The 25,418-nt window shown below is 47.8% G+C and carries 21 protein-coding genes and 2 pseudogenes; 13 read left to right on the plus strand and 10 right to left on the minus strand.

What is annotated here, in order from left to right:
* Nucleotides 1-36 precede the first annotated feature (36 nt).
* Both QUB63_RS25540 and QUB63_RS25545 read right to left on the minus strand, forming a co-directional pair.
* Nucleotides 37-1,269, minus strand: coding sequence for a DNA replication/repair protein RecF (locus QUB63_RS25540; RefSeq protein ID WP_332948188.1), 1,233 nt, complete (start codon nt 1,267-1,269; stop codon nt 37-39).
* A 291-nt stretch (nt 1,270-1,560) separates the two neighbouring features.
* Complete coding sequence (locus QUB63_RS25545) at nt 1,561-4,380, minus strand: cation-translocating P-type ATPase (RefSeq protein ID WP_332948144.1); 2,820 nt, start codon at nt 4,378-4,380, stop codon at nt 1,561-1,563.
* 543 nt (nt 4,381-4,923) lie between these two features.
* On the opposite strand from QUB63_RS25545, the gene QUB63_RS25550 reads away from it, so the two are divergent.
* The 7 genes and pseudogenes from QUB63_RS25550 (at nt 4,924) to QUB63_RS25580 (ending at nt 12,426) form a co-directional block, all read left to right on the plus strand.
* Nucleotides 4,924-6,837 (plus strand): flavin monoamine oxidase family protein, encoded by a 1,914-nt coding sequence (locus QUB63_RS25550; RefSeq protein WP_332948145.1) that lies wholly within the window; start codon nt 4,924-4,926, stop codon nt 6,835-6,837.
* A gap of 830 nt (nt 6,838-7,667) precedes the next feature.
* Entirely contained in the window at nt 7,668-8,186 is a 519-nt protein-coding gene (locus QUB63_RS25555; RefSeq protein WP_332948147.1) for a phycocyanin subunit beta, read from the plus strand.
* Between the two features lie 102 nt (nt 8,187-8,288).
* Nucleotides 8,289-8,777, plus strand: a complete 489-nt coding sequence (gene cpcA, locus QUB63_RS25560; RefSeq protein ID WP_332948148.1) for a phycocyanin subunit alpha — start codon at nt 8,289-8,291, stop codon at nt 8,775-8,777.
* A 158-nt stretch (nt 8,778-8,935) separates the two neighbouring features.
* Nucleotides 8,936-9,742 (plus strand): annotated as a pseudogene (locus QUB63_RS25565) (phycobilisome rod-core linker polypeptide).
* 219 nt (nt 9,743-9,961) lie between these two features.
* Nucleotides 9,962-10,831 carry a phycobilisome linker polypeptide gene (locus tag QUB63_RS25570; RefSeq protein ID WP_332948149.1) on the plus strand — a complete coding sequence of 290 codons (870 nt, stop codon included), beginning with the start codon at nt 9,962-9,964 and terminating at the stop codon, nt 10,829-10,831.
* A 262-nt stretch (nt 10,832-11,093) separates the two neighbouring features.
* On the plus strand, nt 11,094-11,375 hold the full coding sequence (locus tag QUB63_RS25575; RefSeq protein WP_332948151.1) for a phycobilisome linker polypeptide: 282 nt from the start codon (nt 11,094-11,096) through the stop codon (nt 11,373-11,375).
* A 211-nt stretch (nt 11,376-11,586) separates the two neighbouring features.
* Nucleotides 11,587-12,426 carry a HEAT repeat domain-containing protein gene (locus QUB63_RS25580; protein ID WP_332948153.1) on the plus strand — a complete coding sequence of 280 codons (840 nt, stop codon included), beginning with the start codon at nt 11,587-11,589 and terminating at the stop codon, nt 12,424-12,426.
* Nucleotides 12,427-12,447: 21 nt separating this feature from the next.
* Here QUB63_RS25580 and QUB63_RS25585 read toward each other — a convergent pair whose 3' ends face one another.
* Together QUB63_RS25585 and QUB63_RS25590 are read right to left on the minus strand one after the other, a co-directional pair.
* Nucleotides 12,448-13,152: a DJ-1/PfpI family protein gene (locus QUB63_RS25585; protein WP_332948155.1), complete on the minus strand. Its 705-nt coding sequence runs from the start codon at nt 13,150-13,152 to the stop codon at nt 12,448-12,450.
* An 86-nt stretch (nt 13,153-13,238) separates the two neighbouring features.
* The gene (locus QUB63_RS25590) at nt 13,239-14,384 is read right to left on the minus strand and encodes an RNA-guided endonuclease InsQ/TnpB family protein (protein ID WP_332948157.1); all 1,146 of its coding nucleotides are present in this window, start codon (nt 14,382-14,384) and stop codon (nt 13,239-13,241) included.
* A gap of 48 nt (nt 14,385-14,432) precedes the next feature.
* Between QUB63_RS25590 and tnpA the strand changes: the two are divergent.
* The 3 genes and pseudogenes from tnpA to QUB63_RS25605 all read left to right on the plus strand — a co-directional run bounded on the left by tnpA (nt 14,433) and on the right by QUB63_RS25605 (nt 16,335).
* A pseudogene (gene tnpA / locus QUB63_RS25595) lies at nt 14,433-14,835 on the plus strand (IS200/IS605 family transposase).
* Between the two features lie 95 nt (nt 14,836-14,930).
* A complete protein-coding gene (locus QUB63_RS25600; RefSeq protein WP_332948159.1) occupies nt 14,931-15,638 on the plus strand; it encodes a helix-turn-helix transcriptional regulator in 708 nt (235 codons plus the stop codon).
* 70 nt (nt 15,639-15,708) lie between these two features.
* Nucleotides 15,709-16,335 carry a HEAT repeat domain-containing protein gene (locus QUB63_RS25605; RefSeq protein WP_332948161.1) on the plus strand — a complete coding sequence of 209 codons (627 nt, stop codon included), beginning with the start codon at nt 15,709-15,711 and terminating at the stop codon, nt 16,333-16,335.
* On the opposite strand, the gene QUB63_RS25610 is transcribed toward QUB63_RS25605, so the two are convergent.
* Nucleotides 16,324-16,617: a DUF2103 domain-containing protein gene (locus QUB63_RS25610; protein WP_015175787.1), complete on the minus strand. Its 294-nt coding sequence runs from the start codon at nt 16,615-16,617 to the stop codon at nt 16,324-16,326. The two genes, QUB63_RS25605 and QUB63_RS25610, sit on opposite strands and share 12 nt — an antisense overlap.
* Nucleotides 16,618-16,716: 99 nt before the next feature.
* Nucleotides 16,717-17,187 carry a response regulator gene (locus QUB63_RS25615; protein ID WP_332948163.1) on the minus strand — a complete coding sequence of 157 codons (471 nt, stop codon included), beginning with the start codon at nt 17,185-17,187 and terminating at the stop codon, nt 16,717-16,719.
* A 257-nt stretch (nt 17,188-17,444) separates the two neighbouring features.
* On the opposite strand from QUB63_RS25615, the gene QUB63_RS25620 reads away from it, so the two are divergent.
* Nucleotides 17,445-17,771 carry an antibiotic biosynthesis monooxygenase gene (locus QUB63_RS25620; RefSeq protein WP_332948165.1) on the plus strand — a complete coding sequence of 109 codons (327 nt, stop codon included), beginning with the start codon at nt 17,445-17,447 and terminating at the stop codon, nt 17,769-17,771.
* Here QUB63_RS25620 and cas6 read toward each other — a convergent pair whose 3' ends face one another.
* Complete coding sequence (gene cas6, locus QUB63_RS25625) at nt 17,772-18,653, minus strand: CRISPR-associated endoribonuclease Cas6 (protein WP_332948167.1); 882 nt, start codon at nt 18,651-18,653, stop codon at nt 17,772-17,774.
* Between the two features lie 169 nt (nt 18,654-18,822).
* Nucleotides 18,823-19,905, minus strand: a complete 1,083-nt coding sequence (locus tag QUB63_RS25630; protein WP_332948168.1) for a class I fructose-bisphosphate aldolase — start codon at nt 19,903-19,905, stop codon at nt 18,823-18,825.
* A 227-nt stretch (nt 19,906-20,132) separates the two neighbouring features.
* Here QUB63_RS25630 and QUB63_RS25635 point away from each other — a divergent pair, with 227 nt between their 5' ends.
* The gene (locus QUB63_RS25635; protein ID WP_332948170.1) at nt 20,133-22,757 is read left to right on the plus strand and encodes a M1 family metallopeptidase; all 2,625 of its coding nucleotides are present in this window, start codon (nt 20,133-20,135) and stop codon (nt 22,755-22,757) included.
* A 423-nt stretch (nt 22,758-23,180) separates the two neighbouring features.
* Nucleotides 23,181-23,597, plus strand: coding sequence for an NUDIX hydrolase (locus tag QUB63_RS25640; protein ID WP_332948171.1), 417 nt, complete (start codon nt 23,181-23,183; stop codon nt 23,595-23,597).
* A 90-nt stretch (nt 23,598-23,687) separates the two neighbouring features.
* Here the strand turns inward: QUB63_RS25640 and QUB63_RS25645 are convergent, their stop codons facing one another.
* Together QUB63_RS25645 and QUB63_RS25650 are read right to left on the minus strand one after the other, a co-directional pair.
* Entirely contained in the window at nt 23,688-24,170 is a 483-nt protein-coding gene (locus QUB63_RS25645; protein ID WP_332948172.1) for a hypothetical protein, read from the minus strand.
* Between the two features lie 51 nt (nt 24,171-24,221).
* Nucleotides 24,222-25,274 carry an NAD(P)/FAD-dependent oxidoreductase gene (locus tag QUB63_RS25650; protein ID WP_332948173.1) on the minus strand — a complete coding sequence of 351 codons (1,053 nt, stop codon included), beginning with the start codon at nt 25,272-25,274 and terminating at the stop codon, nt 24,222-24,224.
* Between the last annotated feature and the right edge of the window lie 144 nt (nt 25,275-25,418).

Below are 25,418 nucleotides of genomic sequence, written 5' to 3' on the forward strand. Positions count from 1 at the left end.
GGACATAATATGATTTATCAATATTAACTCTCAAATTTAAAATCGATTAATTTTCCCGGAAACAACGGAGAGAATTTGGGTTTGGCGCAGCCACTGACTGTCAAAAGCACCTAGGTGAGTCGTAGTAATCAGAGTTTGAAATCGTTCTTGAATTGTTTCTAAAAGTTGATTTTGGCGGCTCAAATCCAGTTCTGCAAGTACGTCGTCGAGCAATAGTAAAGGTGCTTCGCCCACGACTTCTTCAATAAGCTGCAATTCGGCTAATTTTAATGCTAGTACGAGAGTTCGCTGCTGCCCTTGGGATGCGTATTGACGCGCTGGGGTATTGTTAATTGTAAATGTAATGTCGTCGCGGTGCGGGCCGACTAAGGTGGTTCCTTGAAACTGTTCTGCGATCGCCCTTTTTTGAATTTTCTCTAAAAATGCTTGCCGCACTCCTTCGAGATTGTCTTTACCGATTAATTCCGAGCTTACTTCAATATTAGCATCGTATTTGACATCTAAAATTTCTGTTGAACCGCTAATTGAACCGTGCCAATTTCGAGCTAATGGCATCAATCGTTCCAAAACTCGATCGCGCCTGCGGATCACGCGAGCCCCCGCTGTCGCCAATTGCGCGTCCCACAAAGCTAATTCTGAGCTCTTAATTGGGGATTGGGCGCTGGGAATTGGTAAGTCTTCTGTATTTTCCGGTTCGGGATTTTCGGGTTGCAGAAATCGGTTTTTGTCAAAACTTTCGGAAAATTCCGCTTTTCTGATTTCTTTAGAACGTTTTAACAGAGCGTTTCGCTGGCGCAAAATTTGGTTGTACTGGTGCAAAATGTGAGCGTAAATCGGCTCTAGTTGGATGACTAGCCGATCGATCCAATTGCGCCTGCCTTCTGGCCCGCCGCGCACTAAGTCCAAATCCAAACAAGAAAATTGTACTACATTTAAGACGCTCAAGAAGTCTAAATGGCGGCGCAGCGGTTCGCCGTTGAGCTTCAGGTTGCGGCGCGCCGCTTGGCGCAGTGTTAAAGATAAGTCGATCGCTCCGGTTTGACGTTCTAGTGTAGCATCAATTTGGGCGAGCGGCTTTGAGTCGAGGATTAAATCGCGATCGCGCGATACCCTGTGGCTTTTTAAGGTGGAAAGCAACTCTACCGCTTCTAACAGGTTAGATTTTCCTTGGGCGTTATTTCCTACTAAAATGGTTTTGGGAGCGTCAAAGGCTACCTTTTGATCGAAGTAGTTCCGAAACTGCCGTAGGTGCAGCGTTTTCAAATACATAATATTAGTAATTGGTAATTGGTAATTGGTAACTGGTAATTGGTAATTGGTAATTGGTAATTGGTCAAACAGGTCATTTGTAATCTGCAATATAGTAGACTGCTTAGATAAATCTTTGATCTATCGGTAAACCGCAGATGTAAAGCAGATTAACACAAATAAACGCAGATGATTTTAAGACCTAAGAGCGAATGAATACAATTCAAGTCTATTCTATGATTTTAAATATCGCTAAATATAAACGAACTAACGAATAATGAAATATCCTTCATTATTCGTTAGCCACTAACACTATTTCCGAGTTTTGTACAAGCGTACAAACAGCTTTTCCATTTCAATCCAGACAAACATCAGGGCGCTGAAACCGAAGCAAATTAGCAATTCAAAAGGCGTCAAATAGTGAGTGCCGAAAAATGCTCTCAGCGGCGGAACGTAAATTAGCATCAATTGCAAAGCAGTAGTAACAATCACAGCTCCCCAAACAAAAACGTTAGTCAAGGGATTTAACTCGATAGTAAGCTGAGTGTTAGACCGAATTGCGATCGCGTGACCCATTTGCGCCAAACACAGAGTTGTAAACACCATTGTTTTCCAAGCATCTGGATCGCCGTGTCCGGGAGCGTGAGTATATCCGTAAGCCCAGGACATCATCGCGATCGTCAAAATTGCAAAAATAATCCCGATCCGAATCATGTAAGAACCCAAACCCCGCGCAAAAATACTTTCTCGCGGACTGAAAGGAGGCCTTTTCATCACGTTCGGTTCTGCCGGTTCCACGGCCAAGGCCAAAGCGGGAACCCCGTCTGTGACTAAGTTCATCCACAAAATTTGCAGCGGCGTCAGCGGCACTCCTCCCAAACCCAATAAAGGTGCGGCCGCAATTGTCAAAACTTCGCCGATGTTGCTGCCCAAAATGTACTTAATAAAGCGGCGAATGTTGGTATAAACCACTCGCCCTTCTTCAGCGGCGGCGACAATAGTTGCGAAGTTGTCGTCGAGGAGCACCATATCGCTAGCTTCTTTGCTGACATCGGTGCCGGTAATCCCCATTGCGATGCCGATATCGGCTTGTTTCAAGGCGGGGGCGTCGTTAACGCCGTCGCCGGTCATCGCTACAAATTTGCCCCAACTTTGCAAAGCTTGGACTATTCGCAATTTGTGTTCTGGGGAAACGCGGGCGTAAACGCTAACGTGTTCGACTTGCTGTTTGAGTTCTTCTTGGCTGAGCTTTTCTAATTCTTGACCGGTGAGAACTCGATCGCCCTCTCTAGCAATACCTAAATCGTAGGCGATCGCTTTTGCTGTCAACTGGTGGTCTCCTGTAATCATCACCACCCGAATCCCTGCATCGCGGCACTTCACCACTGCTTCCCGCACTTCCGGGCGCGGGGCGTCCAGCATACTGACGAGTCCCAGCCAAATCATGTCTTGTTCGCTGGTTTCCTCAGAACCTTCGGGCGGCACGTTTTCCCAGATTTTGTATGCAAACCCGAGGACTCGCAAACCTGCGCTTGCCATGTTGTTGTTTTCGGCGAGGATGCGATCGCGCATTTCCCGGCTTAAAGGTTGTACTCGATCGGCGACTATAATGCCTTTGCAGCGCTCCAAAGTCAACTCGGGAGAACCTTTGGTCAGCATCAAATAATTCGGCTGCTGTCCGTTTTCTGCGGGAAATCCCGAATGTCCCGATCGGCCGGGCACTTCGCAAATCACGCTCATCCGCTTGCGTTCCGAAGAAAAAGGAAATTCCGCCGTGCGCTGCAACAATTGAGACTGTTTTTCCCTATAAATGCCTGCTTTTCCCGCTAAAGAAAGCAGAGCTCCCTCCGTGGGGTCGCCCAAAATCTTCCATTCTTGCTGTTCTTGCTGCAATACTGCGTCGTTGCAAACTGCACAGGCAATTAATAAAGATTCGAGTTCTGGATATTCTTCTAAATTATTAATTTGGGCCGATGTATGGCGATCGGTAAAATCTCCGATCGGGGCATAGCCGGAGCCTCCAACGCCGACAGTGCAGTCGCCCGTAGACACTAGCTGCACTACCATTTTATTTTGAGTCAGAGTACCTGTTTTGTCGGAACAAATGGTTGTTACCGAGCCCAAAGTTTCTACAGCCGGAAGTTTGCGAATCAAGGCGTTTCGCTTCACCATCCGCCTAGTTCCGAGCGCCAAAGTAACTGTCACGACGGCGGCGAGTCCTTCGGGAACGACAGCAACTGCCATGCTGAGAGAAACTTCTAACAGTTCTTCAAATCTGCTGGTATCGAAACCGATGCTGCCGTTGTTGAAGGTAATCATGCCGCCGATGACCACAATTGCGACTAAGCCTAGGGCGCCGGAGACTAGAACATTTCCCAACTGTCCCATCCGCTGTTGCAGGGGAGTCGGTTCGCTTTCTACTGACTGAAGCATGGCGGCAATTTTGCCCAGTTCAGTTTGCATTCCGGTGTTGGTGACGATCGCCTTGGCCCGTCCCTGAACAACTTCTGTACCCTGAAAAATCAAGTTAAGCCGATCGCCCAAGGAAGCATCTTCGGGAAGTTCTAGCTCTGCTTGCTTGGTAACTGCTAGAGCTTCTCCCGTCAAAGCAGATTCTCTGACTTGCAGGTTGTTCGATTCGATCAGCCGTCCGTCTGCTGCTATTTTTACCCCAGCCTCCAACAGCATTACGTCTCCGGGTACGAGTTCCTTGGCTGCTATTTCCGAAGTTTTGCCGTCTCGCAGGACTCGAACTAGGGGGGAAGCGAGGTTTTTGAGGGCTGCGAGGGCTTTTTCGGCACTTTGCTCTTGGAAATAGCCGAGAATGCCGTTGAGTATGACGATCGCAAAAATGGCGATCGCATCTTTGGGAAAAGTATTCGATTTGATATCTAAGAATGCAGAAACCACGGCCACAAACATCAGCATTACCAACATGATGTTGGTGAACTGATCGACAAATATCGACCACGGACTGCGGCCTCCTGTTTCTTCTAGTTCGTTGGGGCCGTATTGCTGCAAGCGTTCTGACACCTGTTGCCCGCTCAAGCCTGCGTCTTTGTTGCTGCTTAGCTGCTGGAGGGTTTTGTCAATTGCTACGGTGTGCCAAGAAGAGGGAGAATTTGAAGACATAAATTACGATCGAGCGTGGGGCATAAAGGTGGATGCGGCCGGACGGCTGCGGCCGGTGGATGCGGCCAACGGGTATGGGGAAGAGTTAAGAAGCAGGAAGCTTGACACTTCTGGGTCTGTAGCTCTCTCGATCTTTTGCTAGATTTACCGCTGATAGCACTAATCCACCTTACCAAACTTACCAAAAAATTAGGTCTAAAGCCTCATACTAGCCTCATACTTCCAAGACGGCTGGGAAATTATACTATAACCATGCTACATTCACGAGCATAAATCTTCTGGTATTTGAAGCAAAACTTGAGGGAACGCACCAGCCGCACGATGCACTTGGTGAGGCGATTCATACTGCTCGTTTTGTTCGCTATTGTTGCATTAAATAATGGATGAATCACACTATAAGAAACCAGCTCTTCACAAGGGGTTTCCACACTTTCGGTAGGTGTTGGTAAATTAATAATATTTTACCTGGATCGATTAATGATATTTTGTCAGTATTAGGCGTTCTTCGAGATGACGATCGAAATCAAGTGTGAGGCAGGATTTATGTTACGAAAACGTTATTTAGTCAGCAGTTCTGGACAAGCCATTACTCGCCGCCATTTTCTGTATGCCTTGGCAGGTTTTGGTGGAGCCGCTGCTGTTCATCGCAGTCTGGCTAGCTTGGGTCTAACTCCCAATCCCTACGCCGCCAACGCCCAAACGCCCCGCTTCCCTGCAGGCAACATAGGGCAAGGGAAAAAAGTAATTGTGATTGGGGCGGGTGTGGCCGGACTCTGTACCGCTTACTTGTTGGCTAACCGCGGCTTTGAAGTACGGGTGTTTGAAGCCAACAATCGCATCGGCGGTCGTTCCCTCACCGTGCGTCCGGGCGAGAGTTTTCGAGAAGCAGGCGGTGACTTGCAAACCTGTGGCTTCACAGCAGGTGCTCCCGATCCCTACCTCAACGCTGGCCCTGGGCGAATTCCGCACCACCATGAAACGGTGCTGAAATATTGCCGCCAATTCAATGTAGCCCTGGAGCCATTCATTTTTCTTTCCACGGCCAATCATTACCAGAGCAACAACTTCAACCAGGGGAAACCTGTGCTGTTCCGCCAGCTTCAGGGCAGCCTCTACAATCAGGTGGCCGAGGTTTTGGCTAAGACCCCTGGCACTGCACTAGACAGGGCGCTCGATCGCGTGTTCACCGAGGACGATTTCGTCCGGATGTTCTTCGATGAATATAACCTCACTGAACTGTCACCGGGGCGTCGGCGGGAAATTTTGCGAGCCATCTTTGCGGGGCATTTTGGCGATTATACCAATGCCCTGCCTGAGGAGCCCGCCTCCCTAGCAAAACTGCGCGAACCGTTCCTGGAAAATTCCTCCCGCTTGGGCTATAGCTTCCGCGACCAATTGCCCGCTTGGGCTGGGGTCAACGAGGGCAACCCCTTGCCGGTGCTGGAACTAGAAGAAGTGCTGCGATCGATGTTCTGGGCCGGGGAAGTTAACAACCCCCTGCGCTACGAGTGGCAAAATTCGCTGCTTCAACCAGTGGGTGGCATGGATATGCTGTGGCGGGCTTTCCTGAAGCAATCGGTTCCGGGCAACCGCACCGTTGCCGATTTGGTGGTACTCAGTCGCCCGGTGAAAGCCATTGAATCCACAGGCAATGGAGTGACGGTAGCCTATGAAGGAGGCAGTGAGAAGGCAGACTTCTGCGTATCGACCATGACCCCCAAACAGTTGGCGAAGGTCTTCAAATCAGCGGATCGTGCCTGTGCCGAATGCCTGAACAAGTTTGACTATATCCCGTCTACCAAGGTGGGCTGGCAAACCAAGACTCGGTTTTGGGAAGTGGGCGATGGCCCCCTCTATCAGCCTGGTAATGAGCCGATCTATGGCGGGATTAGCTGGATGAAAACTGATTGGCCTGATGCCCTGCGACAGGCGTTCCAAGCGGAGAAAAATGGCTCGCCGCTAACGGCAGAAAAAATCCGGGAACTGTATGCCCAAGCGACTCCGATCGCGCGCGATCGTCAATGGTCTACTTTGATCTCCCAAGTTTGGTATCCCTCCAGTGGCTTCCACACCCAACGGGGAATTCTCACTGCTGCCTATAATCGCGGTCGAGAAGCGCGGGTGTTTGGCGCACTGTCGCGGGAAGATCGCATCTCCTTGGCTCTCAAGGGTGGCGAAAAACTGCATCCAGGCTATAGCAACCATGTGATGCAGGAAACGGCGCTCACTGTTTCTTGGCAGGATATGCCCTACTTTGAGGGGGGTTGGGATAGCCACACCAGCCGCAAATCCCAGACCCGCGGGTTCTATGAAAAGTTGAACCGGCAATATAACCCGCACTTGAATGTTTATCTGGCGGGCGACTATCTCAGCTACCTACCGGGTTGGCAAGAGGGATCGCTCGGCTCAGCAGAAATTGTGGTTGATTTGCTGTGCGAACGGGTTAAGGCAGCCTAGGGCGATGCACTAGGGTGATGGGAGTGGCTCTTGCGATCGCCCTCCCCCCTGGTCTCCGACTCAAAGTCCAAATGATTTCACTCAAAGTCCTCAATCTCTCGCTGGTCGATCGAATATTTGTCACGCTCTTTAGGGCGATCGACAATCGGTGCTAGCCTGCCAATCTCTGGATGCGGGCGATCTTCTTCGATGGCTTTCCTTCAGATCCCGAAAGCTAACGCTAACCGGCGATCGGACTGCTTTGTTAGCCTTTCCCTCGCTTTCGGAACCCTGTTTTTGGCAAAATTTTAATTATCGTAATTTTTTTTTAACAATGCGGTCAAACCCCAGACATCAGGCAGGTGCGATCGGTCTGCAGGCACAAGGGAGTTCTGCAGAAGGCAAAAAAAATCTCCCCCGATCTGGCCGTCACAAGAGACACGCACGAGGGCATAACCCCTACTACACATTTTTTCCAGGCGAACCGTCTCCCGTTACCCCAACTTGGATCTCTAATACAGATAAGCTGCTGTAATAATTTGTAACAAACAAAGACTCGCGAGCATTGTATAAAGGTTATCAGAGGGTTGAAACGACAGGCGAAAGTTAACAAAAACACTGATTAACAAAGTTTGTCGCATCTCATAAAAGGTGTAAAATTTTCTAAGGTTTCTTAAACGTCCGTTACAATGTCACAATAGTACAGGTAGCGGAAAGGGAGAGAACGAGCAGGCCAGCGCAGTAGCTGGCGTCAACCTTCAACCCTTGCAGGCTTAACAGCCTGAACAAATTTAACTTAACGGTTTTATACCGCAACCAAACTCAATTAACTCAAGTAGGAGAGTTGTTTCATGTTTGACGCATTTACAAAAGTGGTTTCCCAATCTGACGCTCGGGGCGAATTTCTAGCTCAGGGCCAACTCGATGCTCTCAGCAGCATGGTTTCCGACGCCAACAAGCGGATTGACGCAGTAAACCGCATCACCGGCAACGCATCCAGCATCGTAGCCAATGCAGCTCGCACCCTGTTCGCCGAACAGCCACAACTGATCGCTCCTGGTGGCAATGCGTACACCAACCGCCGCATGGCAGCGTGCTTGCGCGATATGGAAATCATCTTGCGCTACGTGACCTACGCAACATTTGCAGGCGACGCCAGCGTTTTGGACGACCGCTGTTTGAACGGTCTGCGCGAAACCTACCAAGCTCTGGGAGTTCCCGGTGGCTCGGTTGCAGCCGGTGTGCAAAAAATGAAGGAAGCAGCGATCGCGATCGCTAACGACCCCAACGGCGTTACCCGTGGTGATTGCAGCTCGCTGATGTCTGAAATCGGCAGCTACTTCGACCGCGCAGCCAGTGCAGTCGGCTAAAAATAGCCAAGCGAACCTTTCTTGTAAAGAAGCGAGCATCGCATTTTTGCAAACAATCATTTTTGTACAAAAACAACACAACATTAGGGAGACACCAGAACAATGAAAACCCCTTTGACTGAAGCAGTAACCGCAGCCGATTCTCAAGGCCGTTTCCTGAGCAGCACTGAACTGCAAGTCGCCTTCGGCCGTTTCCGCCAAGCAGCAGCAGGTTTGGAAGCAGCCAAAGCGTTGACCGCCAATTCTCAGCGCTTGATCGACGGTGCAGCTCAAGCTGTGTACAACAAATTCCCGTACACCCAACAAATGCAAGGCCCCAACTACGCTTCTACCCCAACCGGTAAAGCTAAGTGCTCTCGCGACATCGGCTACTACCTGCGGATGGTAACCTACTGCTTAGTTGCAGGCGGCACCGGTCCGATGGACGAGTACCTGATTGCAGGTGTTGACGAAATCAACCGGACATTTGAATTGTCTCCTAGCTGGTACGTTGAAGCCCTCAAGTACATCAAAAGCAACCACGGTCTCAGTGGCGACGCTGCAACTGAAGCGAATTCCTACATCGACTACGCAATCAACGCTCTAAGCTAGATTTGCGTGATGCCCGGAATTCTAAGCTACTGTTAGCTTGAGTGTTAGCGGTTGTTTAGAGTTCCGGGCATCTGCGATCGAAGCCTAGTTTTGCAAATACTTTTTTAAGCAGTGGTCAAATTTTAAAGCAAACAAGGAAGAAGCGAAAATGGGGGGGATTGAGTGCAGCAGAACGGTTGGGAATAAAAGCATTTGAAGAAGCGGGACGGCGAGAACTGCGTCCCCACAGCACGCAAGAGGATGCGAAAGCAGTAATTCGCGCCGGTTACAGCCAAGTTTTCGGCAACGAGTATTTAATGTCGAGCGAAGGACTTACCAGTGCTGAATCTCTGCAGCAGCAAGGGCAGATTTCAGTGAAAGATTTTGTGCGGTCAATTGCACATTCCGAAATTTATCGGAAAAAGTTTTTTTATCCGAACTCGCAAACGCGGTTAATCGAGCTTAATTACAAGCATTTGTTGGGCCGCGCTCCCTAGGACGAGTCGGAAATTGCTTTCCACGTTGATTTGTATAATGCAGAAGGCTACGAAGCTGAAATCAATTCTTAGATTGACTCAGTTGAGTATCAAGAAAATTTTGGCGAAAGTATAGTGCCTTACTATGGCGGTTTCGCGACTCAAAGAAATCAAAAAACTGTCGGTTTTAACCGGATGTTTCAACTGTACCGGGGTTTTGCTTCTAGCGATCGATCGCAAAACCAAACTCAAGCCCGGCTGACTTGGGAAGTAGCGAGAAATATGGCTTCGCCGATACACACAGCCTCCACCGTCCAAGCCCTTGGCGGGACTTCCGGCCCTTGGAGCGGCCAACTCTACCGAGTCACCGCAATGCAAGGTGCGGCTAATTTTTCGCCCCAAGTGCGGCGGGCTACTACCGAATATCTCGTGCCTTACGAGCAACTTTCGAGCCGCTTGCAGCAAATCAACAAAGGTGGCGGCAAAGTGGTAAGTATTACCACAGCTTAAAGTTTGTGTATTGACGTTTTTTTGAAACGTCTTTAGCAAAGTAGGACTAAGGCTAAAAAATTCTTCAATTTTATGTGTATAGGTAAGGTGCGCAGTGCGCACCCTACTTTGAGCAGGTGCGCAGTGCGCGCCCTAGTTTGAGACATATTAGCCTTAGTCGTAAAAATCTCAAGTGCAACAAAGCTTTAAACTTTTGTTATTAATTTAGGAGAAAATCTGGTGGCAATTACAACAGCAGCGTCCAGACTGGGAACATCCGCATTGAGCGATGCGCCGACGGTAGAATTGCGCCCGAACTACACCAAAGACGACGTTGAAACTGTGATTCGTGCGGTTTACCGTCAGGTGCTGGGCAACGACTATTTAATGAAATCCGAGCGACTTACAAGTTCCGAGTCTTTGCTGCGGGACGGTAGCTTGACGGTACGAGAATTTGTACGCGCTGTAGCTAAGTCAGAACTGTACAAAACCAAGTTTTTCTACAACAGTTTCCAAACTCGGACGATCGAACTAAACTACAAACACTTGCTCGGTCGCGCTCCCTACGACGAATCTGAAGTAGTTTATCACTTAGATTTGTACCAAACACAAGGCTACGACGCTGATATTGATTCTTACATCGATTCAGTAGAGTATCAAGAAAACTTCGGCGACAGTATCGTGCCTTACTACCGCGGCTTTAACACCCAGCGCGGTCAAAAAACCGTTGGTTTTACCCGGATGTTTCGCCTGTATCGCGGCTATGCAAACAGCGATACATCTCAACTAGAAGGCAATAACTCTCGCTTAGCTGTCGAACTCGGCACTAACACCGCTACGGCTGTAGTTGGGCCTTCTGGCGGTAACGAAGGTTGGGCATATCGGCCTTCTGCCAGAAACGTAACTCCCGCCAGCACTTTCGGCGGCGCGGCAGCTTACGGCAAAGAAGGGCGGTTGGTGCGCGTGGAAGTTTCGGGCATTCGCACGGGCGGCTATCCCAGCGTGCGCCGCAGCAGCAAGGCTTTCATCGTACCTGTTGAGGAGTTGTCCTCGCAAATGCAGAAATTTCAACGCATGGGCGCGAAAATCGCCAGCATTACTCCAATTTAGTTGTGAGTTGTTAGTCCTTAGTCCTGAGTCATTAGTCAGCAGTCATGAGTCATCAGTCATTAGTCATTAGTGAAATTGCTAGGGATTAATGGCCCTTGGCTAGTTAGGTTCTGCGTAAGGTGCGCCCATAAGCACTCTACAGAATTAGGTTGTGCATAAATTCTGAACTAAAGGCTAAGGACTAAGGACTAAGGACTAAGGACTAAGGACTCAGGACTAAGGACTACTGACTGCTAACCAATTAGCAATTACCAAGAAGCTTATGTTGGGTCAAATTGTAGCTGGAAAAAGTGGCAATACAGCTTCCGCCGGTCGCTGTTTTCGTTATGAAGTGGTGGGCTTGCGCCAAAGCGATGATACAGAAAATATCGATTATTCGATTCGATCGAGCGCGAGTACATTTATCACCGTGCCGTACAATCGGATGAATCAAGAAATGCAGCGGATTACTCGCATGGGCGGGAGAATTGTGAACATTCAGGCTTTAAGTGCGATCGCAGAATCATCACCTGAATCGTCCCATGAATCCTCGGATGATAACTAATAGTTTGGTCGAAAGGGATCTTGAAATCGCACGCCAAACAAACAATGTCCGCCGGACGCCGACTAAGAGTAAGAGTTAATTTAACCCGCTTGGAGCGGGTTTTGTTTGTCTAGCAGCGATTTCAAGATCCCGGTTTCCCCAACCCGCTTGGAGTGGGTTTCGTTTGTATAGCAGCGATTTCAATCGCCGAGTTCCCTAATCACTATGAATTATGACTATGAATTATTACGAATCCGACTCACCGCCGCCTGGTGTAGCTGAGGGCGAGTCTTTAACAGTTGAACAGGCGATCGCCAATTTGCACTCCCAAGATTACAGTCTCCGCTATTATGCTGCTTGGTGGATTGGTAGATTTAGAGTCAAGGAACCAGCAGCTATTGCAGCTTTAATTGCCGCATTGCAAGAAGAATCAGAACAAACAAAAATCGGCGACTATTCCCTATTGCGAAATGCGGCGCGGGCCCTGGGTAAATTGGGCGACAAACAAGCCTTGCCGGCCCTGATTCGCTGTTTGGAATGCGCCGATTATTACGTGCGGGAAGCGGCGGCCCAAGCTCTAGAAATGCTGGGCGAGATCGATTCTATTGGGCCGCTAATGAAGCTATTGGATGGGGGGGTAGCTGTGGCTGTGCGAGTCCCAGGAAAATCGCACCTCGTGCAACCTTACGACTCGGTAATTGAAGCTTTGGGAACGCTGAAAGCCACAGAAGCAATACCCCTAATTTCACCTTTTTTAGAACATTCTGTGGAGCGGGTGCAGTACGCTGCGGCGCGGGCGATGTATCAGTTAACTGGCGAGCAGGTTTACGGGGAAAGGTTGGTGACAGCTTTGAATGGGGATAATTTGCAGTTGAGGCGATCGGCTTTGATGGACTTGGGGGCGATCGGCTATTTGCCGGCAGCGCCAGCTATTTCTGAAACTTTAGCAGAAAATAGCATGAAATTGATTGCTCTGAAAGGAGTTTTGGAGCATCACCTCAATCAACAAGCATCTCTATCTTTGTCAGATGAAGCTATCCAAGTTATGAATTTAATGGATAGCCTTTTGTAAATAGCGCCGGGAACTATTAACTTAACGATTAATACCTAATCCGAGTGCTGTTTGCTTCGTTGCCTCTAGCGATGCTTCTATTAGCTGGCTCCCAAATTTCTGCACTTGCTCAACTAAAATCTCTCCAGCACTTTCGGGAGAACCAGCATTAAAAGGCGGTGCGGGATTGTACTCTAGAAGTAATTGAATCATTTTGGCTGTTTCCTCGCCGCAGAGCTTCGCAACAAGCACCAATCCAAAATCGATACCAGCAGTTACTCCGCCGCCTGTAATTCGATCGCGATCGACAACCACTCTTTGAGTCCCAACTTCAACGCCCAGCATTGCTAACTGGTCGCGAAATGCCCAATGGCAAGCAGCGCGGTATCCTTGAAGGAGTCCAGCAGCAGCTAAAATCAAAGAACCCGTACAAACCGAGGTGATATATTTTGCTGTTTTTCCCTGTTGGCGCAGAAATTCCAGTACCTCCGCATCCTGCATCATTTCCACCTGCCCGAGCGCGCCACCGGGAACGCACAAAACATCTAAAGACGGACTGTCATTGAAGGTGGCGGTAGGTAAAATCGTCATCCCCTCGCTACTCGTCACTGGTTCGAGAGTCTTCCACAACAGCAGAACACGAGTGTCCGGCATCATCGAAAATACTTGGTAAGGGCCAGTCATATCGAGCTGCGTCATCCCAGGAAAAATCACCAGACCAATGTAATATTTTGCTTGAGTTGTCATTTTTCAAATTATTTGAACCTTTGCTAGAGATTATGGTAGGAATTGACATACTCCCCGCCGTAGAACGGACGGGGATTCTTGACACTTCATTGAGATGCGCTACAAGTAGTCTTACCTTCTCTCCGTGTCCGTTTACAGTCGTGGCGATGTCCCATCCCGACTTTTAATATGTTTTTAGATGCGTTCGTGTCTCTATCGTGGTGTGTCCCGCAATTGAGGCAAATCACCTCTCTAATGTTGAGATCTAATTTGCCCCACCTAAACCCGCACTCCGAACATATTTGACTCGTAGGTTCCCACCTATCAATCACCCGAAAATCACGCCCGTATTTGTCGCATTTAGCTTCAATTAGAGTGCGAAATTCATACCATCCTTGCAGGCTAATTGCTCTTGCTAATTTGCGGTTTTTCATCAAGCCCGACACATTTAGGTCTTCCAAAATTACAGCTTGGTTCTCGCTAACAATTTTGGTTGAGAGTTTCTGTAGAAAATCGGTGCGCTTGTCTGCGATTGTGTTGTGTTGTTTGGCAATGCGAATTCTCGTTTTGTTGCGTCGCTTAGAGTCTTTCTGCTGTAGGCTTAACTTGCGCTGCAACTTCCTAATTTTGCGGTCTGGTAGGGAATAGTCCGGGCTTTTTACTTGTGTCCCGTCACTGAGTGCAGCAAAAGTTTTGATGCCCAAATCGATGCCGATAGACTCGTTTTTAGCAGGTACACTAACCGGATTTATCTCAACTACAAAGCTTAGGAAATAGCGATTGGCACAATCTTTAATTACCGTTACCGAGCTGGGTTTTGATGGCAGTTCTCGGCTCCAAATCGGTTTGACCTTCCCGATTTTAGCCAAATAAACTTCATCCCCTTTTAAAGAAAACCCTGCTTTGGTCAGGGTTGCAGATTGCCTCGAAGTCTTTTTCTTTAATTTAGGTCTTCCTATTTTTCTCCCTTTGCGCTTGCCTTTGAGAGTACCAAAATAGTTTTGGTAGGCAACATCTAAATGTTTTAGAGATTGCTGCAAAGCAACGGAAGACACATCATTCAACCACGACAATTTCTCGTTCTTTTTAAGAATTGTGAGAGACTTGCACGAATCGTCATAGCCCGAATACTTGCCACTGACTGACTTTGCTAGGGCGTCATTCCACACTACTCGGACGCAACCAAACAACTGGGCTAATCCCCGCTGCTGTTGGTCTGTTGGATAGAAGCGATACTTATACCTAGCTTTCATAGTCAGTGTTAAACTTGGTCTGTACACTCTAACACAGATATGCAAAGCGTGGCAACTAAATTTCGGAGAGAAAGGCACAGTGTTTCGGATCTCAAGATTCATTTGGTTTGTGTGACCAAATACCGCAGGCACGATCTTTGCGCCCAAAGTCTTGATTTAATTGAAAAATCTTTTCAGGAAGTCGCGACCAAAATGGACTTTCAGGTATTAGAATTTAACGGGGAAACAGACCACATTCACGTTTTAATTGAATTCCCTCCAAAGCTATCTGTTTCTCAAATGGTTAATGCACTCATTGCGGGTATCCAGTCGCCGATACGGGCAAGCTGGATACCCGAAGCCCTACGGAAAAGACGCTTTGTGGAGTCCGAGCTATTTCGCTGTTTCGGTTGGAGGCGCGCCGATTGAAATCTTGAAGCAATACATCAAGGATCAATTAAAGCCGTCGTAGAACGACGGGGCTTTAAACCCAAATTTTTGGTAATCTCAAAATTGCATAGTCCCCAAGTGAGTACACTTTGAACCCATCAATGACTAATTCTCTTTATGCCCTATTTGACGCGATCGCCAGGCGATCGCGACGAGCGCGAACTTCGAGTGCGGTTTATGGATGGAGTTGGCGAGCATTTTGGAGTACAGCGCTGGGGAATCTATTTCTTTGGCGAACACTCCGGCATTGCCGAGATTGATGTTCGCGGCGTACCCAATGTTAGTGCTTTTGTAGAGCGCTACGAAAAAGTTGGTCGAGCCGTCGATCCGGTGTTGCGCTACGTGCTTGACTGCCATGCTCCCGCTCACGAAGAAATGGTGCTACCTCTGGGAGGTTGGAAGCAGTGCGAACTTTATCAGCGCTGTTGCGCCTACTACGACCGCGAACACATAATAACTGGGCCAATTGTAGGCGACGGCCGTCTTGTTGGTACAGTTAATTTAGCCCGCGTCGGTGATACACCTGCATTTGGTGGTGAGGAAGTTGCTCGCTTGAGCGCGCTATGTCTTCACTTGTCAGCCCGTCTGGCAAAGTTACAGGTGCCGGAGGCAAGATTCATTTCGCCGTTAGCGAGTCGTTTGACACCGCGAGAGGTACAAATTGCTGAACTGGTAGCACAAGGACTAACGAATGCTGAGATTGGTGCAGCGCTGTGGATTACGCAAAATTCAGTCAAGCAAGCTCTCAAACGGATGTTCTGCAAGCTGAATGTTTGTTCTCGCACCGAGATGATAGCGCAACTTCAAGGGATTTTAGGTTCATAGGAAATATTGTTAAAATTAGCAATCTAAAATCTCAAATCGTTTGTAAACCTGTTGTAAATACTATAAGTAAATGGCATTAGAACTAATTCAGGCGGTCGAACAAGCAGATTCTTCCGAGGGCTTGTTAAACACAGTCAAAGCACTGGCGGCGGCTTCCTCAAAACAAGCAATTCCTACCTTAATCACAGTCCTCGGTTACAACAACCCAGGCGCTGCGGTTGCCGCCGTTGACGGGCTAATTCAACTCGGAGAACCTGCGGTGCTGCCGCTTCTAGAACAGCTTGACGGCTACAATTACGGGGCGAGAGCTTGGGCTGTTCGGGCTTTGGCGGGAATTGGCGACCCCAGGGGTTTGGAGATTTTGCTCGATGCAGCGGCGAATGACTTTGCTTTGAGCGTGCGGCGGGCGGCGGCTAGGGGTTTGGGGACGATTTGCTGGGAACTGATGCCGGCAGAACAAATTGCAGATGCTCAACTTCGCGCGGTGAAAACGCTGCTGCAAGCGTCCCGAGATCCAGAATGGGTGGTTCGCTACGCAGCAGCGGGGGGTTTGCAAGCTTTGGCGGGTGCTGCGACTGTTAAACCGGATTGGTTAGCGGAAGTTTCGGCCAGACTTGAGGAAATCACCCAAAGCGATGAAACTACTTCAGTTAGGGCTCGGGCTTTGCTTGCTAAGAAAATATTGTCACTTGGCTAGGGTTTGGGCGATCGTCTCTTCCAAGTCCCCTTGACTGAGAGTGGTTAATATAAAGACTTCTTGTACGGTTTTGCCCTGTCTGGCGATGATTTTAAATCCCCCCCGGATGGGTACTGACACTCTTAATGTCATGCGGGGGATGTGTCCTTTAACTTTGTTGATGACCCCTGGCGTAACGGTTTGAATGCCCATTTTTAGGGTGAGGCGCTCTAAAATTGGTATCAAACCGGGGAGGTGGGTAGAGTGATTCCAAACTAGGCGGCCTTTGGGTTGTGCGTTCATGACTTTTTACCAAATTCAACATACCCAGTCTAAGCCACCCCTGGCTGGAACCAATTTGAAATTCCCTCAACTTCTGTATCAATAACGTTACTGTGGGCGTCATTGCCAGCAAATCGAGGCAATCTCAAACCGAGATTTTTGATTCCTGGCGCGCAAGCTAAGATTTGATGGCCCAGAATTGTCCTGTACTTTTTGATATTTTGGGTTGGTAAATGTCGGTTTTTCTAGTTGAGTTTCGATCGCCCGGAGGATTTCTGTGACGCTGCAAGGTTTCTGGAGATAGCCGTCTGCTTTGAGTTCCAGGGCTCTTTCCATTTCGGAGGCTGTCATGAAAATAAACGGAATGCTGGCGGTTGCAGGGTACGATCGCAAAGCCGCGAAAACTTCAAAACCGTTGACTTGGGGCATCATCACATCAGACAAGATTAAATCGGGAATTAGGGCGATCGCTAACTGGATACCGACTTGTCCGTTTGCGGCGCCGACAACTTCAAAACCGTGCGCTGCCAGAAGTTCTAATACGGTTTCTCGGATTAAGTTATTGTCTTCAATTACTAATATTTTTTTCATGGGCTTGACCAGGCTCTTTACTTTGTTTGTATTTGTATGTTAGGATTTTCAACTTAAAATTTAAAATATTCAATAGGGTTATTGCAAAAAACCGCTTTTTACGTGTTTTTACGGGTAAAGTGCGATCGCAGCTAGGTGCAATATCTCATAAATCCGGCGCTTTGCTGAGCGCGAAGCTACAAACTGCGAAGTTCACAAATTTCGGGCGATCGGGTAAAATACAGCTCAGTGTATCGCGATTAAGTCAGGAGAGACCTATGTCAGAATTTTTAGACTTTCTCAGACATCAGTTTGCCTACGTTGCCATTGGCGAATTTAAACCAGGAAAATTCAAAGAAGCAGAAGAACTTTTTGAAAAAGCCGTGGCAACTTATGCCACAGGTTTTAAGGGAGCATACCTGCTGCAATTGCCCAATACAGACAAAGGTATTGCCATCATTTTTTGGGAAAGCGTAGAAGAGATGGCCGCAAATCAAAGCGAAGCTTATCAGCAAATATTGAAGCAGATGACGCCTTTGTTTGCCAAAATTCCCGACACTGATGTTTATGAAATCGTCAGTGAAATTAAGCCCAAAAGTGAATGATTAAAAATTCTGCAACCTGCGCGTCATTCCCATTCCCATCGGCGTCTTGCGCCCCACTCCGCTGTAAAGTGCAAAATCTGCTAAAGCGTTAATTTGCTTGATAGTAGCAGGAGCTACATCTCCCATGATTCGGTAACTAAGATCGCCGACGCAGCCAATAAATTTACTGCGAGAATCCGTACAAACTTCTGTGCGGATATCGAAGAAACTGGGGAAAATAGCTTCTGTGAAAGTAGGTTCGATCGCAATCCTGCTGTACTTGTTCCAGCGATTCGCTAAACTGCCAAAAACACTTTCTCTACTTGGCATCGCACTATCGTACACGCCTTGCCGAAAATTAGTAGGAGTGCAGAAGGTAAACGCAATTTGGCGCTCAGTTTCCGAAGCGCGATCGAACAATTCGGCGTAAGTACAGAAGTTTACCCAAGGCTGGTTTGATTGCGGTTCGCTCAAAATATTGGTAATGTATATATTTGTCGGGCCCAGATGCCAAGGGATCTCGAAGTTGAGTTGCTGCCAAAGTTGAGTTAGGCGATCGAACAAACCGTCATCCAGCAGAGAAATTCGCCACCAAATCGGCGTATTTTCCCGAATAGCTTGTTTTTGTTCCCACTGGACAGCCTGGGAAATAGTGCGCCCCGCCGGAGGCAAAACTCTCTTTTGTGGCTGCGGCGTGCTGCTTTTGTAAACCTCTTTTTTGCTTAGTTGGAAAGGGCTTAAAGTAAAAGCTTTTTCATTAGATTGGTCGTGCAGGTACGCGCTCAAATCGCTGTCTACCGCACTCACAAGGTTGAGAAATAAAGCGTGGAGGTGCCGTCCCGTTAAAAATTGGGATGGGATTGGTGCAACTGGTAGCAGGTTTAAAACGAGGCTGTGGGGCATTTAAAAATTATATACTGTGTCGGTATATGTGTTCAGCTACTATTAATATTACAGCTAAGTTGCAACTTATATTAATGAATATCGATCGGGTAAGATGCTCTTTTGGGGTGGGCTTCGCAGCACCACCCCTAATATGCGATTAAAATTCGCAACAGCTTACTGTGAATTGTTAGGCGATCGTGATTTCTGGCGATAAATAAACGTCTTGAATGGCGTTGAACAATTTTACACCTTCTTCAAACGGACGCTGAAAAGTTTTGCGACCGGAAATTAAGCCGCAGCCCCCAGCGCGTTTGTTGATTACCGCCGTGCGAATTGCTTCGGCAAAATCGGTTTTTCCAGAAGCACCGCCGGAGTTAATTAAACCCATCCTTCCCGCATAACAGTTGAGCACTTGATAGCGGGTTAGATCGATCGGGTGATCCGTTGTCAAATCCGAATAAACGCGCTTGTCGGTTTTGCCGTAACTCTTGCCGCTGGCTTTCGCAACTGCTGCGTAGCCGTTGTTAAATTCGGGCAATTTCTGCTTGATGATGTCAGCTTGAATTGTCACTCCCAAGTGATTTGCTTGACCAGTCAAATCGGCGGCCAGGTGGTAATCTTTGTCTTGTTTGAAGATATCGTTGCGGAGGTAGCACCACAAAATTGTTGCCATTCCGTACTCGTGAGCGTGTGCAAAAGCTTGACTGACTTCTTGGATTTGTCGCGTCGATTCTGGGGAACCAAAATAAATTGTTGCTCCGACTGCAACGGCTCCCAAATTCCAAGCTTGCTCGACAGTAGCAAACATTATTTGGTCGTATTGATTGGGATAAGTCAGCAGTTCGTTGTGATTGAGCTTGAGAATGAAAGGGATTTTGTGCGCGTACTTGCGAGATACGCTTCCTAACACTCCGAGAGTTGTCGCGACAGCGTTGCAGCCCGCAGAGATTGCTAGTCTGATGATGTTTTCGCTGTCAAAATAGATGGGATTCGGTGCAAAAGAAGCGGCCGCTGAGTGTTCGATTCCTTGGTCTACTGGCAGGATGGATAAATAGCCGGTATTTGCCAAGCGCCCGCTAGAATAGAGTTGCTGAAGCGATCGCAAAACTTGAGGAGATCGATCGGTTTGAGCAAAAATGCGATCGACCCAATCCGGGCCCGGCAGGTGCAACAAATCTTTAGAAATTTTCGCTTGATGGGTGAGCAAGTCTTCGGCTTCGTCGCCAAGCCAAGATTCGATCGCACTGGGAACTGATAGTGTAGCTGTCATGCAGATTGCCCTCTCAATTTCAATGGCAGGCTGATGATTGCAGACATTAGCCTTGCTGATATTGTAGCGAAAAAATCATTTTTTCCATCCCGGCAACGATCGCCTGAATTTTTAACAAGATTAGCGACAACAGCAACTAGGACGCGCTACTCTGTAATTAAGCTGGCAGTTCAGCTTTCCTCGCTGTTGCCTGCGATCGCCGATCGACTCACAACGAAGCCATCACAATGTCACACACTTACTTTGATTCTGAAAACGGTCACAAATCCTTCGAGATGCCCGGTGCTAGACCCCACTACAACCCCGATCGCCCCGGACAAGTAGAGCATATTTTCCTCGATTTAGTGCTGGATATTCCCAAACAAAGCTTTCGCGGCACTTGCAGCATCCGCATCAATCCAGTCCGCAGCGGTATTGACAAATTAACCTTAGATGCGGTAAACCTCAACATTAAATCGGTAAAAGTCGGCGAAACCGAGCAAAATTTCGACAGCGACGGCGAAGTGCTGCAAATTCAACTGCACGAACCAACAGCAGCTTGCGAACCGATTACAATTGCGATCGAATACTCGGTCGAAAAACCCCAGCGCGGCCTCTATTTCGTCGGCCCGGACAAACACTATCCCGACAAACCAACACAAGTTTGGACTCAAGGCGAAGACGAAGATTCCCGCTTCTGGTTTCCCTGTTTCGACTATCCCGGACAGTTGGCAACTTCCGAAATTAGAGTGCAAGTTCCCCGACAATTTTTTGCTATTTCCAACGGCGAATTAGTTAGCACCAGAACCGACGGCGACGATAAGATTTATCACTGGTCGCAAACCCAAGTTCACCCGACATATTTAATGACCTTAGCCGTCGGAGATTTTGCTGAAATCAAAGACGAATGGAACGGCAAACCTGTTAATTATTATGTCGAAAGAAGCCGGGAATCTGACGCTAAGCGCAGCATGGGAAAAACGCCTCAAATGATTGAATTTTTTTCTAAAGCATTTGGCTATCCTTACCCTTTTCCTAAATACGCTCAAGTCTGCGTCGATGATTTCATCTTCGGCGGCATGGAAAATACATCGACAACTTTGCTAACAGATAGGTGCTTGCTAGACGAACGCGCCAGCCTCGACAATCGCGGTACGGAAAGCTTGGTCGCCCACGAATTGGCTCACCAATGGTTCGGCGATTTAGTAGTAATTAAACATTGGTCTCATGCTTGGATCAAAGAAGGCATGGCTTCTTATTCTGAGGTGCTGTGGACTGACAAAGAATACGGCAAAGAAGACGCGGCTTATTATATGTTAGGTGAAGCCCGCAATTATTTAGCCGAAGACAGTTCTCGCTACCGCCGCCCGATGGTGACTCACGTTTACCGCGAAGCTATTGAATTGTACGATCGCCATTTGTACGAAAAAGGCGCTTGCGTCTATCACATGATTCGCGCTGAGTTGGGTGACGAATTATTTTACAAAGCAATTCACACTTTTGTGCGCGATAACGCTCACCAAACTGTAGAAACGATCGATTTGCTAAGGGCGATCGAAAAAGCGACCGGCCGCAATCTAATGTTTTTGTTTGACCAGTACGTTTATCGCGGCGGTCATCCAGATTACAAAGTTGCTTATTCCTGGGACGGCGATAGCAAATTAGCAAAAGTTACTGTTACCCAAACTCAGGTAAAAGACGGCAAAAATGGCAACGGAAACGGCAACAGCAAAGATGTCTTTGACCTAAAAATTCCGATCGGCTTCGGTTACAAGCCTGAAAAAGATGCAGACGATCGAAGTTCTTCTAACCTAAAAAGTTTCACAGTCCGAGTCTACGAACGCGAGCAAAGTTTCTATTTTCCGCTAGCAGAGAAGCCCGCATTTATCAGTTTTGATGTCGGAAATAACTACTTAAAAACAGTTGTTTTAGAGTATGGAGTTGCCGAACTAAAAGCTCAGTTGCAGTTCGACCCCGACCCTGTTTCCCGGATTTACGCTGCCCAAGCTTTGGCGAAAAAGGGAGGATTGGAAGCTGTGAAAGCCCTGTCAGAAGTTCTCAAGAAAGAGCCGTTTTGGGCTGTGCGGGCGGAAGTTGCGGGTCAGTTAGTTGATATTAAACTAGACCAAGCTTTTGATGGTTTAGTAATTGGTTTGAAGGATAAAGATGCTAGGGTGCGCCGCGCGGTGGTGAATGCGCTGGGTAAAATCAAGACTCACGAAACTTATAAAGCGCTGAGGTCGATCGTTGAAAAAGGCGATGACAGCTATTATGTAGAAGCGGCCGCAGCGAGTGCTATGGGTGCGATCGCAGGGGCGAATCCCGACGAAAAGCCCACGGACGAACAGGTACTGAAAGAGTTAAAATTGGTTTTGAAAGAGCGTCAGGGCTGGAATGAGGTTGTGCGATCGGGTGCGATCTCCGGTTTGGCGCAAATGAAAACTTCGGAAGATGCGCTGAACCTGATTTTGAAATACACAGCCGCCGGTACTCCGCAAGCTTTGCGGTTGGCGGCAATTCGCTCTTTGGGTACAATTTCTACAGGTCAAACTAAGCTCAATTTAGAACGGATTTTGCACCGATTGGCGGAACTTTCTAAAGAGACGTTTTTCTTGACTCAAGTATCTGTAGTTGTGGGTTTAGGACAAATGGAAACTCGCAAAGCTATTCGCATTTTGCGTTCTTTAGCTGACCAAACTCCTGACGGCCGCGTCCGCCGCATGGCTGATGAAGCTGTTCAAAGAGTGCAGAAAAATGCTGGTTCTGATGCAGCGGTGAAGCAGTTGCGGGAGGAATTAGACCAGGTGAAGAAGGAAAATCAAGATTTGAAGAGTCGGATGGAAAATTTGGAGGCTAAGGCGAAGAAAGATTAGGCTTGATTCAGTTGACAGTTGACAGTTGACAGTTGACAGTTGAGGGCGACCTCTACCTGGAAAGAAGAGGATTGGAGTAATGAATAGTCTTCTTTTAATTTCTCCCTACAAGGGAGAGGCTTTAAACCCATTCTTTCTGGTAAAACCGCATACCGGCGCTGATAGAGGCTGATTTTGGCGATCGGCTTTTATCTGCGTGTCGGTAGAGGATGGCGCGCGATTATTACAATAATCTTATTTTTCAGCCGCAGTACATCTACATTTGCTACTTTCAACATAGCGTGAAAGCGAAATATGTCTATTCTCCAGTTTGTTGTATCAAATGGTGAATCATCTAGAATCAGCCGTGCAGTTTTTATTGTTTAGTTGCCAACTATTAATCAAGTTGCAGCAGCTTTTACACCCCGAAATATTGCAGAAATTATGAGTATACAAACCGCTGTATTTGTAGACCAATCGGGAGTAATTCCCTACCGCATTCAAGACGGGCAAATTGAAGTAATGCTGATTACTTCTTCAACTGGTAAGCGGTGGGTGATTCCCAAAGGGTTGATTGAACCTGACATGACTCCCCAAGATTCCGCCGCCAAGGAAGCTTGGGAAGAAGCAGGTTTGTTGGGTAAAGTGTTCCCGGATTTGTTGGGAACTTACGAGTATCAAAAGTCCGGCTATACTTGTCAGGTAGAAGTATTTTTACTGGAAGTGCAAGCTGTTCTGGAAATTTGGCCGGAAGCTAGCAAGAGAAAGCGGCAGTGGGTAAGTATTCCGAAAGCAATTAAGCGGGTTAATGAACCGGAACTCAAACTGATTCTTGCGGATTTACCGAATATGTTCTGGTGATTGACAGGTTTGTAGTTTGTAGGGTGCGTCAGTCGGGTAATTTTTGGGCAAATCGAGTTATGATGACTGACGCACCCTATTAATTTTTGGTTAAGCGTTAGCTGACAGAAAAGGAAGGCTTTCGGCTAAGTTATCTTTAACTTCAATGCCCTGTTTTCTCGCCCAGAACTGGCTGAGAAAATGAATTTGCCGCAACCCGACAATTAAATTTAAACCTGGTACAAAAATCCACCAAACAGTTAGCGGTTCTTTCATTCCTTCTTGGCGGTACAATTCGTTAACTGTGTTGTAAAGTTTGAACTGCACGATGTAAATCCAAGCAATTCCCACGAAGGAAAACCAACCAAACCATCCGGGAACGTCGGGGTCGAATATCCGCAAAGCTTGGGGGACGGCTACTCCTAAAACAAAGGGAAGCAAGCAAAGTGTCCCCGACCAACCCTTGCCGTTATAGCGGCGCAATTCTTCTTGAATAATCCATTTGTACCAGCCGTAATATAGCAGCAAGCTGAATCCCGACAGCAAAATTACTTGCCACAAGGAGCGGGGTTTTCCTAAAGGTTTGTCGGACATTTTTTGATGTAAGATATGAATGGCTGTGTTTATTGTATTAAGATTTGTAAATTATTGCAAAATTGCTTCTCGGATCGATCGCGCGGTAGCAGGGGCCAGCAGCACACCGTTGCGGTAGTGGCCGCTGGCGATGAGAACGCGGCTGTTACCGGGAAGCGCTTCGATAATTGGGGCGGGCCGTCCTTCGGGGCGCGGGCGCAATCCCGACCATTTTCTGAGAATTTCAGCTTCTGCTAAGGCGGGAAAAAGCGATCTCGCCCTTGCCATCACTTCCTCCAACATATCAGCATTCGCCTCAATTTCCCCGCCATTTTCGGGAAACTCCACCGTCGCCCCTATCCAACACTCTTGATTTGCCAAAGGTACAATGTGAACGTCATCGCAGGTAATTACTGGCGCAAAATCTGGGTTTCCCAACGGATTTTTCAACCGCAAATGCAGCGCTTGTCCCAATACCGGGCGAATGTCCACCAATTGATTTAAGGATGCAGCGACAGCAGCAGTACCTAAACCAGCCGACACAATTAGTCGATCGAACTCCACACTATCAGCAATCGCCGCCCCTGCAACTTCCACCCCAAACTCAAAAATCACGCCATTGCGTTCAGCAGCATCCACCAAAGCCAAAGTTAGCGCCGTCGGATCGACTTGCCGGTCTTGAGGCGAATAAATCCCAGCAATTATGTTATTCTTTAAATCAAGATGAGGGCAAAACTCGCGCACTCGTTCCACATCCCAAAGTTCCAATTTCCAACCTTGAGACTCGCGAGTTGCTGCTAGCTTTTCCCACTTAGTTAAATCTTCTCCTTCCGAACACAGCATCAAAATTCCCTGTTTGTTAAAAGGAATTTTCCGCCCCGTCACTGCTTCCAATTCAGGAATCAAAGTTTCGTAGCGCTGAAGGCTGGTTTCTCTTAACTGCCAATTTCTGCCCTTAGTTTTGTGGCTGATAACTCCCATCAAAACACCGAGGGCGGCACCTGTAGAACCTTGTGCCGGCGGCTGTTTGTCGAACACAGTGACTTTGAGTTCGGGAAATTGACTTAGTTCAAAGGCGATCGAAGCCCCGACAATACCGCAACCAATAATTGCAACGCGAACCATGCGATTTGAGATTTTAGATTTGAGATTTTAGATTTTATAGAAGAAGACCGGGCGGTTGAAACCGCTTCTCTACAAACCAAACCTAGAAGAGTTGAAGAAGACCGGGCGGTTAGAAACCGCGTCTATACAAACCAAACCTAGAAG

Source organism: Microcoleus sp. ARI1-B5 (genome assembly GCF_036705795.1).
Classification (GTDB): Bacteria; Cyanobacteriota; Cyanobacteriia; order Cyanobacteriales; family Microcoleaceae; genus Microcoleus.